This is a genomic window from Terrabacter sp. Root181, from assembly GCF_001428505.1.
Lineage (GTDB): Bacteria > Actinomycetota > Actinomycetes > Actinomycetales > Dermatophilaceae > Terrabacter.
Window position 1 is genome coordinate 52040 of the sequence record NZ_LMHU01000001.1, and the last position, 15827, is coordinate 67866.

Below are 15827 nucleotides of genomic sequence, written 5' to 3' on the forward strand. Positions count from 1 at the left end.
CCGACGCTACCTCCGGATCGGCCGCGGCGCGATGATGGTGTGGAGGGCTCTCGTCCGCGCCGACCCACGGCCGGAACGGCGACCCGCAGCGACGAGGAGGACACGGTCATGCGCATCGCGGTGCTCGGCACGGGCGGGATCGGCGGCTACTTCGGCGGGCGGCTCGCGGCGTCCGGGCACGACGTCACGTTCGTGGCGCGGGGCGACCACCTCGAGGCGATCCGCGACAGCGGTCTCGTCGTGACGAGCGTCGCCGGCGACTTCACGGTCGAGCCCGCGCACGCCACCGACGACGTGACGTCGATCGGCGTCGTCGACGCGGTCCTGCTCGCGGTCAAGACGTGGCAGCTGCCACCCGTCCTCGAGTCGCTGCGCTCGCTCGTCGGACCCGGCACGGCCGTCGTCACCACCCAGAACGGGGTCGAGGCGCCCGACCAGGTGGCCGCCGTCGTCGGGCGCTCCGCGGTGCTGCCCGGCATCGCCAAGATCTTCGCCTACATCGACGGTCCCGGCCGCATCACGCACGCGGGCGGCCCCGCCTCCTTGGCCTTCGACGAGTGGTCGGCCGCTCCCGCGCCGTCCGACCGGGTCGCCCGGCTCCGCGAGGCGGTGACGGCCTCGGGTGCGGTGTCGCCCGTGCCCGACGACATCTGGGCCGAGCTGTGGTCGAAGATGCTCTTCGTCGTGCCCTTCGGCGGGCTCGGCGCCGCCCTCGACTCGACCATCGGCGAGCTGCGCACGAAGCCGTCGAGCCGGGCGCTCCTTCAGGAAGCGATGCGGGAGGTGGAGACGCTGGCCCGGGCACGCGGCACACACCTGCCCGAGCGCGTGGTCGCGGGCACGATGGCCTTCGTCGACGACCAGCCCGCCGACGCGACGACGTCGCTGCAGCGGGACCTGCTCGAGGGCAGGCCGTCCGAGCTCGACGCGTGGACGGGCGCCGTCGTGCGCCTCGCGAGCGAGTCCGGCGTGGACGTGCCGCTGCACCGCCTGCTGCTCGAGGTGCTCACCTCACGCCACCCAGGGGCGCTGCTCGGCTGACCGGTGACCGCGCTGATGGCGTACGCCCTCGGCGGCGTCCGAGCCCGGGTGACGCTCAGAGGTCGGGGCGGCACACCCCACGACCGAGGATCGAGAGCCCGCGCCGGTCGCCGTCGGCGGGGCCGGCCCCCGTGCCGCCCGTCTGCGACATGAGCTGCGAGCCGTCGGACACGTGGTTGAGCCCGAGCACGTGCCCGATCTCGTGCTCGACGACGGCGCGGGCGGAGTCGCGTCGGCCCGCGGCGAGCAGGTCGTGCATCGCCTTCGCGTCGAGCCAGACCGACCCGGTGACGTAGACGAGGACCCCGTCACCGGCAGCCCGCGGCGTGCTGCCGCCGAGTCCGACGGTGCCGCCCGCGAGCCTCGGGATCTGCTCGGGCGTCGCGAAGGCGACGTAGACCGGCGCCCAGCGGTCGCCGTAGCGGTCGGGCTGGTACGGGTCGCGCTCGGGGGTAGGCCCCTCGTCGGTCAGGCCGTCGTCGACGAAGCGCAGCCCGCTCGCCTCGGACATCGTCGCGACGGCCTCGCGCACGAGGGCGTCGCCACCGGGCGGCAGGCGGACCGTGCTCGTCGTGAAGTGGATCGGCCGGCAGGGGTCGTAGGCCACCGGGTCCAGGCCGTCGGCCTGCATCCGCATGAACGTGTAGCCGCCGTGGCCGCCCGGCATCGACGGGGGGTCACCGAGCGGGGCCTGGGCCGCGCCGATGCCGGCCGGCGGGGAGTCGACCCCGATGCCGTGCCTCGAGTCGAACGGCCGCGCCTGCCACAGCCACAGCGGGACCGTGATCGCGAGCACGGCGAGGATCACGGTGCCGAGCCACACGGGCCGGCGCCCGCGGGACGCACTCGCGCCGGTGGCTCGGTGCCGACCGGGTGCGCGAACGAGGGACCCCTGACGCATGTCCTGCATGGTGCCGTGAACCGCCCGTCCTGTCGCATCGAGAGCCTGCGCCTCGCGCGCGACTCCTCTTTCCGTACCCAACGGGGGTCCACCTCGGGCACCCACAACCGTGTCGGCTAGGTTCTGCGTCCGTGGACTGGTTCGAGGCGGTGCGCGACCGGGTGGTCCCGGCGACCGGTGACGTCGCCCTGGCCGCCCCCCGGCTGCTGATCGTCCTCGGCATCGCGCTCGTCCTCGTTGCCGTCGAGCCGCTGTGGAAGGTCGTACGCCTCGCCGTCACCCTCGTGCACGAGCTCGGTCACGCCGTGGTCGGGGTGCTCGTCGGGCGGCAGTTCACGGGTTTCGTGCTCCGCGGTGACATGTCCGGCCACGCCGTGACCCGTGGCCCGGTGCGCGGCCCCGGCCGCATGGCCTCGACGTGGTCGGGATACCCGATGCCGGCGCTGCTCGGCGCCGCGATGGTGTGGGCGGCCGAGCGCGGCTGGGCGGCCCCCGTCATCACGGCCGGTCTCGCCGTCCTCCTCTTCGCCCTCGTCCGGGTGCGGTCGGCGCTCACGGTCGTCGTCATGCTCGTCGCCATCGCCGGATCGGCCGCCCTCTGGTGGTGGCGCGACGACGCGCTGCAGACGCAGGTGCTCGTCGGCCTGGGCGTCGTGCTCGTCGTCGGGGCCTGGCGCCATCTGCTCGCGGTGCTGGGCGACCGCAGCAGCGGCAGCGACCCGGGCGTCCTCGCCTCGCTGACGCACCTGCCACGTGCCGCCTGGAACCTCTCGTTCGTCGTCGTGTGCGCCCTCGCGACGTGGGTCGTCGCGGCCGAGGTCGTCGCCACCCTGCACTGACCGGCACGAAGGCCGGCTGTCGGTGGTCGACGCGCCGGGAAAATGGGTAAGCGAAGATCGGGTGGAGGCAGGGGGACCACCCTGCACCACACCTCGGGGACGCCGCATCCGGTGCACGGATGACCACGGCGACGGCCCGGCGGCATGCAGGGAGATCACTGGCATGCCGCCGGGCTGGGCCCCGCCTGCAGGCGGTCGGCCTTCGCGATGAGGTCAGTTGAGGCTGAAGGGCGGGATCGGCGGCCGGGCGACCGCGCCGAGGGCAGCGGCGAACTCGCGCTCACGCCTGACCAGCTCGAGGCCGAGCCGCAGGCGCGACTCCGTGTCGCTGCTCGCGAGGAGGCGCTGGCGGTCGGCCACGTCCAGACTCACGGCGTCGGACACGGCATACGCGAGGGCACGGTCGTCGGCCGGGAGCTCGGGGTCGGTGCCCGTCACCGCGGCGAAGACGGCGAGCTCGGCGCGGAGGCGGGCCGCGAGGAGGGTGACGGTCGCGGCGTCGCCGTCGGGCTCGGTCAGCCAGGTGACGCGGGCCGTGGTGTACGGCGTGCCGGCGGACTCGTCGATGGCGTCGAGCCGGAAGCGGTCCGTGCCCTCCGAGACGACGAGGAACCGCTCGCCCTCGAGCGCAGCGGCCTGGGTGAGCAGGGCGCCGCAGCCGATGGGGTGCAGGGCGCGCACGCCCTCCTCGCCGACCTCGTAGCCCTCCCGGATCGCGACGACCCCGAAGACGGGGGAGCGCTCGTCCTGCCCGTCGAGCAGGTCCCGGAGCAGCCGGACGTAGCGCGGTTCGAAGATCTGCAGGGGCAACCGCCCACCGGGCATGAGCACGGTGCCGAGCGGGAAGAGCGGCAGGGTCGCCATGGAGTCAGCCTAGGTCGGATCGACAGCAGCGGCAGGAACGCTGTCGAGCCCCGGGGGACCACGTGTGGCCGGTGCCGACCCGGAGTGGACCCGGCGCGGTCAGTCGCGGGCGCCGGACGGCATCGCCTGCGTGGCGCCGAGCTGGTCGGCCGTCACGGCGGGGTTGGAGCCGGTGCGCTGCGCCGGGTCCCGGACTTCGCCGTGGAGCTCCTCAACCTCGTCAAGCATCTCGGCGGGCGAGCCGTTGATGGCCGTCGCGAGGCCGAGCGCGAGACCGCGCAGCTCCTGGTCGCCCAGGCCGAGGCGGACGGCGACAGCGGCCGCGTTGGCCGGACGCTTCTCGGGGTCCTTCTCGAGGCACTCGGCGATGAGGTCGCGCAGGTCCTCCGGCACGTCGTCGGGCAGCGGCGGGGGTGGCTCGTTGACGTGGCTGAGGGCCGTGGCGATGGGGGTGCCGCGGTCGAAGGGACGCTTGCCCACGAGCATCTCGTGGCCGACGACGCCGAGGGCGTAGAGGTCGCTCGCGCCCGTGGCGGCGTGGCCGAGCGCCTGCTCGGGACTGATGTAGTTGGGCGTGCCGAGCATCTCGCCGTGCTGCGTGTGACCGGACGCGTCGAGAGCGCGCGCGATGCCGAAGTCGGTGAGCTTCACGAGCCCGTCCTCGCGCACCATGATGTTGGCCGGCTTGATGTCGCGGTGCACGACGCGCGCCTCGTGGGCGACGCCGAGCGCGAGCGCGGCCTGACCCATGATCGAGCGGACCTCGCTCGGTACCAGCGGCCCGCGTCGGGTGAGGACAGCGGAGAGCGGCTCGCCGGAGACGAGCTCCATGACGAGGAACGCGAGGCCCTGGTCCTCGCCGTAGTCGAAGACCGTCGCGATGTTGGTGTGCAGCAGCGCCGCCGAGTGCACCGCCTCGTCGCGGAAGCGGAGGGCGAAGAGCCGCTCGTGGTCGGCGTCGGGGCGCATGACCTTGACCGCGACCTCGCGCCGCAGCACGAAGTCGGTGCCGGCCCAGACATCGGCCATCCCCCCGGAGGCGATGCGGCTCTCCAGCTGATAGCGGTCGCCGAGGACGAACCCTTCCTGCAGGCGGTTCATGTCAGTGGCACCGGGGCCTTTCGGTCTGAAGGTGCACGTCAGTTGACATCTCAGGGGCCTTCGTCAGCGGTCATGGTACGGGACCCCGCAATGAATGAACATTCACGGGCTGGGGCTCTGCAGAACCGTCCCCCCGGTCGCACGGCTCCCGCCTACATACCCCTCGCATCACTGCCTCGAACCGTCGATGTGGTCCGCTTCGCGCCACGAGCCCGACGGCACACGATGGTCGTGTGCCGTCGGGCCGGGTGACGCGTCCGGGGCCCCGGTCGGGGGTCCTGGGGCGAGATCGCAGGCGCGATCTCAGGCGGGATCTCAAGCGGCGCGTCGGCGGTTCGTCGACGCGATCATGAGCCCACCCGCGATGACGACCGCAGCGGCGACCCCGATGCCGATCGCCGGCAGGTCGGACGGCTCGGGCGAGGGCAGGACGACGCGGGGCGACACGGGCGTGGCCACCTCGGGCGTACCCTGCTCGGCCGCGGAGGCCGACCCCGCGCCGGAGCCCGGGGACGCCGACGACTGGTCGCGGCAGGACACGGCCGAGGCACCGCCGACGTAGACGCAGTCCGACGGGGCGGACGAGGCCTGCGGGACGGGAATCGGGTCGGGCAGCTTCATGGCGAGCGCCGGACCGGCGAGAGCCAGGCAGAGGACTGCCGAGGTGCCGAGCGCTGCGGCCGAGCGACGCGCGAGGGTGGTGGTGGTGGAGGACTGACTGGACATGTGGCGCTCCTTTCGGGTGGAGAGTCGACCCCGCACGGCCGCGCCTGGACCGCGATCATTCCCGGGGGCGTCGCGCCGTCCGGGGTTCCGTGTGGCGCGACTGGAGCTGATCTAGCTGGGTAGCGGACAGACGCCCGATCCGGGCTCCAGATACCGAACGGCGTGCTGCTTCGACGAATTCGCGGACGAAGCCACCTCAGAACGGACGGATCGGTCCTGGTACGCGAGGGGGGAACCGTCGCCTCCGCTTCGCTCCGGCTCCTCCCAAATCCCGGGCGGCGCACGCGATGACGAAGGGCCCGCACACGCGGAAGGGCCCCAGTTCCGAGAACTGGGGCCCTTCGTCATCGCGTGCGCGAGGGGGGATTTGAACCCCCACGCCCTTTCGGACACTGGCACCTGAAGCCAGCGCGTCTGCCATTCCGCCACTCGCGCGTGACAAGGAGACAGTGTGCTGTATCAGGCCCGCTATCGCCAAACCGGGTCCCCCGGCGTGGGCTCGTCAGCCCATTCCGGCTCGCCGTGACACGTCGGATGGTCCGCCGTCCGGTGGGGTGATCACCACACCAGGGCGCAGACCATCGGCCGATCGACCAGCCGGGTCAGAGTCGGTCGCGCGCACCGCCGTGCGGCTCGCCCAGCCGGTAGTCCGGAGTCGCGAACCCGCCTCCGAGCACTCCGGGCGGGCTGCTCGGGTCCCGCTGCTCGACGCCCCAGGCATACGCCTCCGCGTCGTCCTGCGGGTCGAAGCCGATCGCGAGCCCCGGCGCCAGGTCGACCCGGCGCCGCGTGTTGCGCGAGACGCCCCACACGACGTGGTGACCGCCGGCGTCCGTGGTCAGCGCCGCCAGCACGAGCCGCGTCATGTCGTCGGGGGAGAGCCACGACTGCAGCGAGCGCGGGCCACCCGGCGCGTCGTCGAAGGTCATGATCCGGGCGCTGACGACCGTCATGGCGAAGCGGCCGGCATACAACCCGCCGAGCGCCTCGAGCGCCGCCTTGCTGACGCCGTAGTACGTGTCGGGCGCCGGCAGCGGCATCCCCTCGCGGGCGAGCGGGGAGTCCACCGGCACGTAGCCCGCCGCGTGCACCGAGCTCGCGAGCAGCATCCGACCCACACCGGCGAGCCGGGCCGCCTCGCAGACGGCGTGCGTGCCGTCGATGTTGACGGCGAGGATGTCGGACCAGGACCGCTCGTCGGAGTGGGCGCCGAGGTGCACGACGAGGTCGGCGCCCGCGAACGCCTCGGCCTGGGCCGCGACGTCACGCAGGTCGCACGCGAGCACCCGCTCGGTCGCCGGGTCGACGCCGGGCACGACCACCCCGGCGCCGTCGCAGAGGACGACCCGATGGCCCGCCGCGCGCAGACGGGGGCGCACCGCGGTCGCGATGCGCCCTGCGGCGCCGGTCAGCGCGATGACGGCCACGTCAGCAGCCTCGCCGCTCGGGTTCCGGGATCAGAGGCCGTCGACGACGACGGCAGCCATCTCCATGCAGCACTCGTGCGTCTTGCGGCTGATCTTGAGCGGGTCGAGGTGCAGGCCCGGCGCGAGCATCGGGTCGTAGGGGATGTCGACGACGGCGCGCACCCACTGCTCGAAGTGCTCGCGCGTGTGGACGCCGGCTCCGACGTCGTTGCCCTTGGCCGAGGTGTGCGAGATGACGCAGACCGCGTTGCGCACGAGGTCGCCCCGGCCCATCGCGACGAGCGCGTCGAGGTTCTTGGCCGCGACGACGGACGTGTCGTCCTTGAGCGACGTGGCGAAGACGAGGATGTCGGCGCGGGCAGCCGCCGCGAGCCAGTTCGGCGACAGACGGTTGTTGCCCGTGTCGACGACGATCATCCGGTAGAAGCGCGAGAGCTGCGTGTGGAGGTTCTCGAACTCCGACTCGCCGATGATGCGCATCGCCTCGTCGTCGTCGGCCGAGGCGAGCACGTCGAACGACAGGCCCCGCTGCTCGCGCACCCAGTGCTCGAGCTCGGACGTGCCGGCAGTGGGGTCGTTGGCGATCGTCGGCAGGGCACCGAGCAGGTCGACGACCGTGCGGTGGTGGCTCTGCGACGGCGCGCGCATGCCCAGCGTGCCCTCGGTCTCGTTGTTGTCCCACGCGAGCACGGAACCCGAGCGGTAGCGCCCCAGGTAGCTGGCGAGCATGAGGGTGACGAGCGTCTTGCCACCGCCACCCTTGGTGTTGATGACCATGATCGTCTTGCGGCCGTTGAGCGGGCGCGCGATGCGGTCGATGCGGTCGCGCTCGAGCATCTCCTTGACGCTCGGACCGAGGCCGAACGCCTTGCGCAGACCCGAGTTGGCCTTGACCTTCTGGCGCTCCCCCTTCGAGCGGGCCGTGATGAGGTCCTCGGCGCTCGGGCGGTCGGAGTTGCCGGTGCGCGGCGCGGGGGTCAGGTCGTAGGACGGGTCCGCCGAGGTGTCGATGTCGTAGCCCAGCTCGGCGGCCGCGGCGGCCACGTCGGGGTCGACGGCCGGCCGGGCGGCATACGCCTGCTGCGCGGCGGAGTGGTCGGCCGTATTGGCCGAGGGCTCGTCCGCCGCGGTGGAACCGGCGGGCGTCCACCCGGAGTACGTCTCCTCAGCGTAGGTCTCGTCGGAGGCGACGGTGCCGCTCGCCGACCAGTCGGCCGTTCCCGGGTCGGAGGGCTCCCAGTCGGTCCACGAGCTCGTCGAGGACGAGGCGTCCGAGGTGTCCGCCCCGTTGACCGCACTGCCGTTCTGGGCGTGGCCGTTGCGCTCGGAGGTGTCGTGGGCGGCGGTCTCGCCGCCGTACTCATAGGAGTCGGTCCACTGGTTGGTGGAGGAGTCGGCGTCGTCGGCGCCCGTCGGGATCTCACCGGTGTCGCCCGACTGCCAGGAGGTGTCCTCCCACGTCGAGCTCCACGGGTCGGCCGGGGCCTCGTCGGGCTGGGCAGCACCGCCGGTCGCCGTCGGGATGGGAAGGGCGAAACCACCCGGGATGGAGTTGTTCGCCGAGAAGCCGGGGATGCCCTGGCTCTCGGTGTTTCCGGTGTCGTCCTTGCTCATCGAGCACTCCTTGCTGGCCTAACCACGTGCGGGACCCCGCCGCGGGACCCCGTGTGATAGTCCCATGCTTCCGCCACACATCAAACCCGCCGGCCATGCCCCAGCGGGCGCAAACGGACGTTTCGTGGCACCCCGCGCCGACTGTCGGTTGGAGGCTCGGGGTGCTGACCCGGTTACGATGAAGCGCCCGACAGGAGCGCTCACCAAGGAGGAGGAGACGGCGTGGGAATCATCAACCGTGTCGAGCACGGTCTCGCCAAGGCTGTCCACGGTGCCTTCGCCAAGGCGTTCAAGTCCGAGGTGCAGCCTGTCGAGATCGCCTCGGCCATCCGCCGCGCCATGGACGACCGGGCGGCGCTCCTCGGTCACGGCCGGGCCATGGTGCCCAACCTCTACACGATCGAGCTGAGCCAGACCGACTACGAGCGGCTCGGCGACTACGAGGACGACCTGTCCGACGACCTCGTCGCCGCGGCCCAGGAGCACGCCGACTCGCAGGGCTACCAGCCCGGCGGCCCCCTCGAGGTCGCGCTCGTCGAGGGCGAGGGCCTCGAGACGGGTGTCTTCCGCGTGCGCCCCGCCACCGCCAAGCAGGCCGGGCGCGAGCCCGCCGCTCGCGAGCCCGCCGCTCGCGAGCCGGCCCCTGCGGCGCGGCCGCAGACCTACAACGGCACGGCCATCGACGAGGCGCCGGTGCACCGCCCGGCCCCCCGGTCCAACCCGTCGGCCCGCCCGTGGCTCGACATCGGGGGCGACCGCTACCCCCTCCTCGGCAGCCTCACGACGCTCGGCCGCGACGAGACGGCCGACATCGTCATCGACGACCCCGGGGTGTCCCGCCGCCACAGCGAGATCCGCGTCACCACCGACGGTCCCCACCTCGTGACCTCGATCCGCGACCTCAACTCCACCAACGGCACCTTCGTCAACGGCGAGCGCGTCTCGAGCCAGCGGCTCCAGGACGGCGACCGCCTCACGATCGGCCGGACGTCGGCGACCTTCCGAGCCGGACGCCGGTGAGCCCGATGACCCCCTTGGACGGCCCTCCGGTGATGACATCTGGTGACGCATGAGTGAACTCACCCTCACCCTGCTGCGGCTGGGTCTGCTCGCGCTGCTGTGGATCTTCATCTTCAGCGTCGTCGGCGTGCTCCGCACCGACATCTACGGCACCGCCGTGAGCCGCCGCGGGCAGCGCAAGGCGCTGAAGCAGGCCGAGAAGCAGGACCGCAAGGCCACCTCCCGTCGCACGCCGGTGCCCGCCGCGGGTGCCGCGGGTGCCGCCGGTGCCGCCGGCGCCGCCGGTGCCGCTGCCACCACCCCCGAGGCAGCCGCCCGCAAGGGCCGGGGGCGCGGCAAGGGCAGCCCGACGACGCTCGTCGTCACCGAGGGCCCGCTGACCGGCACGTCACTGCCCCTGCGCAGCGGCGGCATCCTCATCGGCCGCAACCCCGAGTGCGCGCTCGTCCTCGACGACGACTACGCGTCGGGCCGCCACTGCCGCATCCATCCCGACCCTTCGGGCCGCGACGGCTGGGTCGTCGAGGACCTCGGCTCGACCAACGGCACCTTCATGGGCCGCGACCGGCTGACGGGGTCGCGACCGGTCGAGATCGGCACCACCCTGCGGATCGGCAAGACCGTCCTCGAACTGCGAGGCTGACCGGATGGCCATCGCCCTGCGCTATGCCGCGCGCTCCGACCTCGGGCTGGGCCCCAAGTCCCGCAACGAGGACTCGGGGTATGCCGGGCCCAACCTGCTCGTTCTCGCCGACGGCATGGGCGGCCACGCCGCAGGCGACGTCGCCAGCTCGATGATCGTCGGAGAGCTCGCCCCGCTCGACGAGGAGGACGTCACCGCCGACCAGGCGATCCCGCTCCTCGAGGAGGCGCTCCACGCCGCGAACGCCAGGCTGACCAAGGCGATGCGCGAGAACTCCGACCTCGCCGGCATGGGCAGCACGACGATCGTCATGCTGCGCACCGGCAACAAGCTGGCGATGGCCCACATCGGCGACTCGCGCGCCTTCATGCTGCGCGGCGACACGTTCTCGCAGATCACGAAGGACCACTCCTTCGTCCAGCAGCTGATCGACGAGGGCCGCATCTCCAAGGAGGACGCCGGCCACCACCCGCAGCGCTCCGTCGTGACTCGCGTCATGACCGGCCAGCCCGACGACGAGCCCGACACGTCGCTGCGCGAGGCGAAGATCGGTGACCGCTTCCTGCTGTGCTCCGACGGCCTGTCCGACTTCGTCGGCGCCGACGTCATCGAGGAGATCGTCCGCGAGGCGCGCACGCCCGACGAGGCCGCCGACCGGTGCATCGAGGTCGCCCTCAAGGCGAGCACCCGCGACAACGTCACGGTCATCGTGGCCGAGGTCGTCGACGCCGACGGCGACGACCTGCCCACCACGGTGCCCCAGGTCGTGGGCGCCGCGGGCAAGCGCATGCGCGGCCGCACGCGTGCCATCCCGACCAGCCCCGCCGAGAAGGCCGCGGCCCTGTCACGCGAGGCCACCGGCCGCGCCGAGCCCGACGACGACTCCCTCGAGCTCGCCGAGGATCCCACCCGCTCGCGCCGCTCGAAGATCGCGCTGCGCACCATCAGCGTCGTCGTCGTCGCGGCCATCCTCGCCGCCGGCGGGTATGCCGCGTGGGCCTGGTCGCAGAAGCAGTACTTCGTCGCGACCGACGCCGGGCACGTCGCGATCTTCCGAGGTGTCTCCCAGGACCTCGGCCCGATCAGCCTCTCCCACGTCGAGTCGCCGTCCGACGTCCTCGTCTCCGACCTGCCGAGCGACGTCCAGGCGGCCGTCGGCAACACGATCCCCGCCCGTGACCTCGCCGACGCGCTGGTCAAGGTCACGGCCCTGCGCGCCGAGGCGGTGCGCTGCCAGCACCTCGCCGCGACCGGCACCCCGTGCGGCACGACCCCGACGCCGGCGCAGTCGACCGTCCCGACCACGCCTCCGACGACGAACCCCACCTCCCCGCTGCCGTCGACGCCGCGCCTGAGCCCGTCGATCACGACGCCTCCGGCCGTCGCGCTGCCCACCGACGGTCTCGTGACGCTCCCCGGGGTCGTGGCGTGACGACGACCGTCGAGCCCCTGACCCCCCGGACCCGCCGTGGCGCCGAGCTGATGCTCCTGGTCCTCGCCATCGCGATCGTGCTGCTCGCGTGGGTCACGACCGACCTCAACCGCAACGGCACGGTGCCGGCCAACATCATCCCGATCGCCGGTGGCTTCACCGCCCTCGTGCTCTCGGTCCACCTCGTGCTCCGGTGGAAGGCGGCGTACGCCGACCCCGTGCTCCTGCCGATCACCACCGTGCTCAACGGGCTCGGTCTCGTCATGATCCACCGGCTCGACCTCGCCCGCGGCAAGCTCGGCACCGACGGCGACGCCTACCGGCAGATCATCTGGACGACGCTCGCCGTGGTCCTCGCCATCGCCGTCCTCTTCCTGCTGCGCGACCACCGCCTGCTGCGCCGCTACACCTATGTGACCATGGCCTTCGGCTTCGCGCTGCTCCTGCTGCCGCTCGTGCCCGGCATCGGACGCACCATCAACGGCTCGCAGATCTGGATCTCCATCGGCCCGATGAACTTCCAGCCCGGAGAGTTCGCCAAGATCGCCCTCGCGATCTTCTTCGCCGGCTACCTCGTGCAGACCCGCGACGTGCTCTCGCTCGCCGGCAAGAAGGTGCTCGGCTTCACGTTCCCGCGCGGGCGCGACCTCGGACCCATCCTCGTCGCCTGGGTCCTCGCCCTGCTCGTCCTCGTCTTCCAGAAGGACCTCGGCTCGGCCCTGCTCTTCTTCGGTCTCTTCGTCGCGATGCTCTACGTCGCCACCGAGCGCGTGTCCTGGATCGCGATCGGCCTGATCCTCTTCGCCGCGGCCGTCGCCTTCGCCCTGTCGGCCTTCACGCACTTCCAGAAGCGCGTCGACCTGTGGCTCGACCCGTTCTCGCAGGACAACCTCGAGCGGTCCAACCAGCTGGCCAACGGCCTGTGGGGCATGGCCTCGGGTGGTCTCACGGGCACCGGGCTCGGCGCCGGCCGCCCCTACCTGACGTCGTTCGCCGAGAGCGACTTCATCTTCACGAGCCTCGGTGAGGAGCTCGGCCTCTTCGGCTCCGTCGCGATCATCGTGCTCTACCTCATCTTCTGCGAGCGCGGCATCCGGACCGCCCTGGGCGTGCGTGACGGCTTCGGCAAGCTCCTCGCCATCGGCCTTTCCTTCTCCGTCGCCTTCCAGCTCTTCATCGTCATCGGCGGCGTCACGCGGGTCATCCCGCTGACCGGCCTCACGACGCCCTTCATGTCGCTCGGTGGCTCGTCCCTGCTCGCGAACTGGGTGATCATGGCGCTGCTGCTGCGCATCTCCGACCAGGCCCGCCGACCGATGCCCGAGATCCCGGTCGGTGTCGCCGCCGACGAGCCGGCCCCGGCAGAGGTCACCCAGGTGGTGAGGCTGACGTGAACACCCCGATCCGCCGCCTGTCGGTCGTCATCGCAGCGCTCTTCACCGCGCTGCTCGTCGCGTCGACGGTCGTCCAGTTCACGCAGGCCAAGTCGCTGGGCGCGATGGCGTCCAACAAGCGCACCCTGCTCGACAGCTACTCCCGCGAACGCGGTTCGATCATCGTCGGCGGCCAGGCCGTGGCGAAGTCGGTGCCCGTCCAGGACCAGTACCGCTTCCTGCGCACCTACCCCCAGGACCAGCTGTACGCGCAGACGACCGGCTTCTACTCGTATGCCGTGGGCGCCCCCTACGGTCTGGAGCACGCCTCCGACGACCTGCTCTCCGGCGACGCCGACACGCTGTTCGTCCGGCGGGTGACCGACCTCATCACGGGCCGCAAGACCTCGGGCGCGACGATCGAGCTGACGATCGACCCCAAGGCGCAGGCCGCTGCCGACAAGGCCCTCGGCGACAACAAGGGGGCCGTGGTGGCGCTGGACCCGAAGACCGGCGCGATCCTCGCGATGGTGAGCCACCCCTCCTACGACCCCAACCCGCTCTCGAGCCACGACCTCAACAAGGCGTCGAAGGCGTGGCAGGCCCTGTCCACCGACAAGGACAAGGCCTACCTCAACCGCACCATCAACGGCGTCTACCCGCCCGGGTCGACCTTCAAGGTGGTCACGGCGGCCGCGGCCCTCGAGAGCGGCGTCGTCAGCGACGAGAACTCCACCGTCCCCGGGCCGCCCGAGCTCGACCTGCCGCTGACGAGCACCAACCTGCCCAACGAGGACGGCCGGGCCTGCGGGCCGGGCAACGAGACGACGCTCATCCACGCGCTCGAGATCTCGTGCAACACCGCGTTCGGCTCGCTCGGCCTCGAGCTCGGCGGCGAGAAGATCCGTGCCCAGGCCGCGAAGTTCGGATTCGGTGACGCCCTGCAGATCCCGATGCGCGTGTCGGTGAGCTCGGTGCCGGCCGACCTCAACGCCCCGCAGGCCGCGCAGGCCGCGATCGGCCAGTACGACGTGCGCGCGACGCCGCTCCAGATGGCCATGGTCGCGGCCGGCATCGCCAACCAGGGCCGGGTCATGACTCCCTATCTCATCCAGTCGGTGCGCAGCGCGAACCTCGACATCATCGAGTCGACCCCCGATCCGGTGGAGCTCTCCCAGGCCGTCTCGGAGCAGACCGCCTCGACGCTCACCAAGATGATGGTCTCGGTCGTCGACCACGGAAGCGGGGCCCGGGCGCAGATCGACGGCGTCGAGGTCGCGGGCAAGACCGGCACGGCGCAGCACGACCCCGGCAAGCCACCGCACGCGTGGTTCATCTCGTTCGCGCCGGCCACCGACCCCAAGGTCGCTGTCGCCGTCGTCGTCGAGGACGGCGGCGTCACGGGCAGCGAGATCGGCGGCGGCCGCGTCGCCGCCCCGATCGCCCGCGACGTCATGGAGGCGGTGCTGAGCCGATGAGTCTCGCGAGCCTCACGACCGGTGCGACCCTCGGCGGCCGCTACACCCTGGGCACGGCCATCGCGTCCGGCGGGATGGGCGACGTCTGGGAGGCCACCGACGAGGTGCTCCAGCGTCCCGTCGCCGTCAAGGTCATGCGGCCGCAGGGTCCCGAGGCCGACGCCTTCCTCGAGCGCTTCCGCGACGAGGCCCGGGGCAGCGCCTCGCTGCACCACCCCAACATCGCGTCCGTCTTCGACTACGGCGAGGAGCACGGCACGGCCTACCTCGTCATGGAGCTCGTCCCCGGACGCACGCTGGGCGACCTCATCCGCGACAGCGACGGCGGTATGCCGGCCGAGGAGGTGCGCTCGCTGCTCGGCCAGGCGGCCCTGGCGTTGTCCGCGGCCCACGAGGCCGGCGTCGTGCACCGCGACGTCAAGCCCGCCAACATCATCGTGACGCCCGAGGGGCAGGCCAAGCTCACCGACTTCGGGATCGCCCGGGTCGGCGACGGCTCGGGGCACACCCTCACCGGCGAGGTGCTCGGCACGCCCGACTACATCAGCCCGGAGCAGGCTCTCGGCGAGCCGGCGACCGCGGCGAGTGACATCTACTCGCTCGGCGTCGTGGCGCACGAGATGATCACCGGCCGCAAGCCGTTCGACATGGGCACGCCCGTCGCGACGGCCATCGCGCAGGTCAACGACCCTCCGCCCGAGCTGCCCTCGACCGTGCCCCTCGACCTGCGGGAGGTCGTCGACGCGTGCCTGGCCAAGGCAGCATCCGACCGTCCGGCCGACGCGCGCACCGTCGCCGACGCCGCCGGCGTGCCCCTGGGGTCGCTCCCGGGCGTCACACCGCCGCCCGTCGCCGCCGACACCACCGCGATCGTCCCGGCCGCCGTCGCGACGCGAGCCCTTCCGCTGGCCCATGCCGACACGACCGGCCGCGCTGCGCCCGCCGCGGCCGGACTCGCTTCCGCCACAGAGGGACTCGCCTCGCGCGCCGACCGTCATCGCCTGACCGGGAGCCCCTCGGAGCACCCGGCCGCACGCCGGTGGGCCTGGCTGGCCGTCCCGGCCGTCGCTCTCGTGGCCTGGGGTGCTTTCGCGCTCGGCAGCGTCATGAGCGGACCGGACGCGAGCCCGGCGGCCCGACCGACGCCGCCCGCGGCCACCGCCCCGGCAACCACGCCGACCGCCACGCCGACCGCCACGCCGACCGCCACGCCGACCGCCATGCGGACGACCACCACGGCGGCCCCGAGCCGCACCGTGACCCAGGCCCCCGTCCCCATCACGACGAGCACGATGCAGCAGCCCGCCCATGCCGGCAAGGGCAAGGGAAAGGGCAAGGCGAACTGACATGACCGACCAGCCCGAGCAG

The 15827-nt window shown here is 72.5% G+C and carries 14 protein-coding genes and 1 tRNA gene; 8 read left to right on the plus strand and 7 right to left on the minus strand.

Annotated elements, in window-relative coordinates:
* The first annotated feature begins 39 nt into the window (after positions 1-39).
* Positions 40-1041, plus strand: coding sequence for a 2-dehydropantoate 2-reductase (locus tag ASD90_RS00250; protein WP_200958510.1), 1002 nt, complete (start codon positions 40-42; stop codon positions 1039-1041).
* A 55-nt stretch (positions 1042-1096) separates the two neighbouring features.
* Here the strand turns inward: ASD90_RS00250 and ASD90_RS00255 are convergent, their stop codons facing one another.
* Entirely contained in the window at positions 1097-1942 is an 846-nt protein-coding gene (locus ASD90_RS00255; RefSeq protein ID WP_157622903.1) for a matrixin family metalloprotease, read from the minus strand.
* Between the two features lie 131 nt (positions 1943-2073).
* Between ASD90_RS00255 and ASD90_RS00260 the strand changes: the two genes are divergently transcribed.
* Complete coding sequence (locus ASD90_RS00260) at positions 2074-2781, plus strand: M50 family metallopeptidase (protein ID WP_056750068.1); 708 nt, start codon at positions 2074-2076, stop codon at positions 2779-2781.
* A gap of 213 nt (positions 2782-2994) precedes the next feature.
* On the opposite strand, the gene ASD90_RS00265 is transcribed toward ASD90_RS00260, so the two are convergent.
* The 6 genes from ASD90_RS00265 to ASD90_RS00290 all read right to left on the minus strand — a co-directional run bounded on the left by ASD90_RS00265 (position 2995) and on the right by ASD90_RS00290 (position 8513).
* Complete coding sequence (locus ASD90_RS00265; RefSeq protein WP_056750076.1) at positions 2995-3645, minus strand: LON peptidase substrate-binding domain-containing protein; 651 nt, start codon at positions 3643-3645, stop codon at positions 2995-2997.
* A 99-nt stretch (positions 3646-3744) separates the two neighbouring features.
* Positions 3745-4746, minus strand: a complete 1002-nt coding sequence (locus tag ASD90_RS00270; protein WP_082588381.1) for a serine/threonine-protein kinase — start codon at positions 4744-4746, stop codon at positions 3745-3747.
* Between the two features lie 315 nt (positions 4747-5061).
* Positions 5062-5472, minus strand: a complete 411-nt coding sequence (locus ASD90_RS00275) for a hypothetical protein (protein ID WP_056750079.1) — start codon at positions 5470-5472, stop codon at positions 5062-5064.
* Positions 5473-5824: 352 nt separating this feature from the next.
* Positions 5825-5907 (minus strand) — tRNA-Leu (locus tag ASD90_RS00280).
* Positions 5908-6074: 167 nt separating this feature from the next.
* Positions 6075-6899: an NAD(P)-dependent oxidoreductase gene (locus tag ASD90_RS00285; RefSeq protein WP_056750081.1), complete on the minus strand. Its 825-nt coding sequence runs from the start codon at positions 6897-6899 to the stop codon at positions 6075-6077.
* A gap of 30 nt (positions 6900-6929) precedes the next feature.
* Entirely contained in the window at positions 6930-8513 is a 1584-nt protein-coding gene (locus ASD90_RS00290) for a hypothetical protein (RefSeq protein WP_056750084.1), read from the minus strand.
* A gap of 222 nt (positions 8514-8735) precedes the next feature.
* Between ASD90_RS00290 and ASD90_RS00295 the strand changes: the two genes are divergently transcribed.
* Genes ASD90_RS00295 through ASD90_RS00320 form a run of 6 tightly spaced genes read left to right on the plus strand, consistent with a single transcriptional unit; the run spans position 8736 to position 15805 of the window.
* On the plus strand, positions 8736-9533 hold the full coding sequence (locus tag ASD90_RS00295; RefSeq protein ID WP_056750086.1) for a DUF3662 and FHA domain-containing protein: 798 nt from the start codon (positions 8736-8738) through the stop codon (positions 9531-9533).
* 49 nt (positions 9534-9582) lie between these two features.
* Positions 9583-10176, plus strand: coding sequence for an FHA domain-containing protein (locus ASD90_RS00300; RefSeq protein ID WP_056750089.1), 594 nt, complete (start codon positions 9583-9585; stop codon positions 10174-10176).
* Between the two features lie 4 nt (positions 10177-10180).
* Positions 10181-11608: a PP2C family serine/threonine-protein phosphatase gene (locus ASD90_RS00305; protein WP_056750092.1), complete on the plus strand. Its 1428-nt coding sequence runs from the start codon at positions 10181-10183 to the stop codon at positions 11606-11608.
* Positions 11609-11658: 50 nt separating this feature from the next.
* The gene (locus ASD90_RS00310) at positions 11659-13002 is read left to right on the plus strand and encodes an FtsW/RodA/SpoVE family cell cycle protein (protein ID WP_056754119.1); all 1344 of its coding nucleotides are present in this window, start codon (positions 11659-11661) and stop codon (positions 13000-13002) included.
* Positions 12999-14459, plus strand: a complete 1461-nt coding sequence (locus tag ASD90_RS00315; protein WP_056750095.1) for a penicillin-binding protein 2 — start codon at positions 12999-13001, stop codon at positions 14457-14459. The genes ASD90_RS00310 and ASD90_RS00315 overlap by 4 nt, the downstream gene beginning before the upstream one ends.
* Positions 14456-15805, plus strand: a complete 1350-nt coding sequence (locus tag ASD90_RS00320) for a serine/threonine-protein kinase (protein ID WP_056750098.1) — start codon at positions 14456-14458, stop codon at positions 15803-15805. Before ASD90_RS00315 ends, ASD90_RS00320 begins: the two co-directional genes overlap by 4 nt.
* The last annotated feature ends 22 nt before the right edge of the window (positions 15806-15827 follow it).

Coding starts and splice junctions, on each gene's coding strand:
- ASD90_RS00300 (WP_056750089.1), top strand. CDS start 9,583: ATGAGTGAACTCACCCTCACCCTGCTGCGGCTGGGTCTGCTCGCGCTG.
- ASD90_RS00290 (WP_056750084.1), bottom strand. CDS start 8,513: ATGAGCAAGGACGACACCGGAAACACCGAGAGCCAGGGCATCCCCGGC.
- ASD90_RS00265 (WP_056750076.1), bottom strand. CDS start 3,645: ATGGCGACCCTGCCGCTCTTCCCGCTCGGCACCGTGCTCATGCCCGGT.
- ASD90_RS00270 (WP_082588381.1), bottom strand. CDS start 4,746: ATGAACCGCCTGCAGGAAGGGTTCGTCCTCGGCGACCGCTATCAGCTG.
- ASD90_RS00310 (WP_056754119.1), top strand. CDS start 11,659: ATGCTCCTGGTCCTCGCCATCGCGATCGTGCTGCTCGCGTGGGTCACG.
- ASD90_RS00320 (WP_056750098.1), top strand. CDS start 14,456: ATGAGTCTCGCGAGCCTCACGACCGGTGCGACCCTCGGCGGCCGCTAC.
- ASD90_RS00255 (WP_157622903.1), bottom strand. CDS start 1,942: ATGCGTCAGGGGTCCCTCGTTCGCGCACCCGGTCGGCACCGAGCCACC.
- ASD90_RS00275 (WP_056750079.1), bottom strand. CDS start 5,472: ATGTCCAGTCAGTCCTCCACCACCACCACCCTCGCGCGTCGCTCGGCC.
- ASD90_RS00305 (WP_056750092.1), top strand. CDS start 10,181: ATGGCCATCGCCCTGCGCTATGCCGCGCGCTCCGACCTCGGGCTGGGC.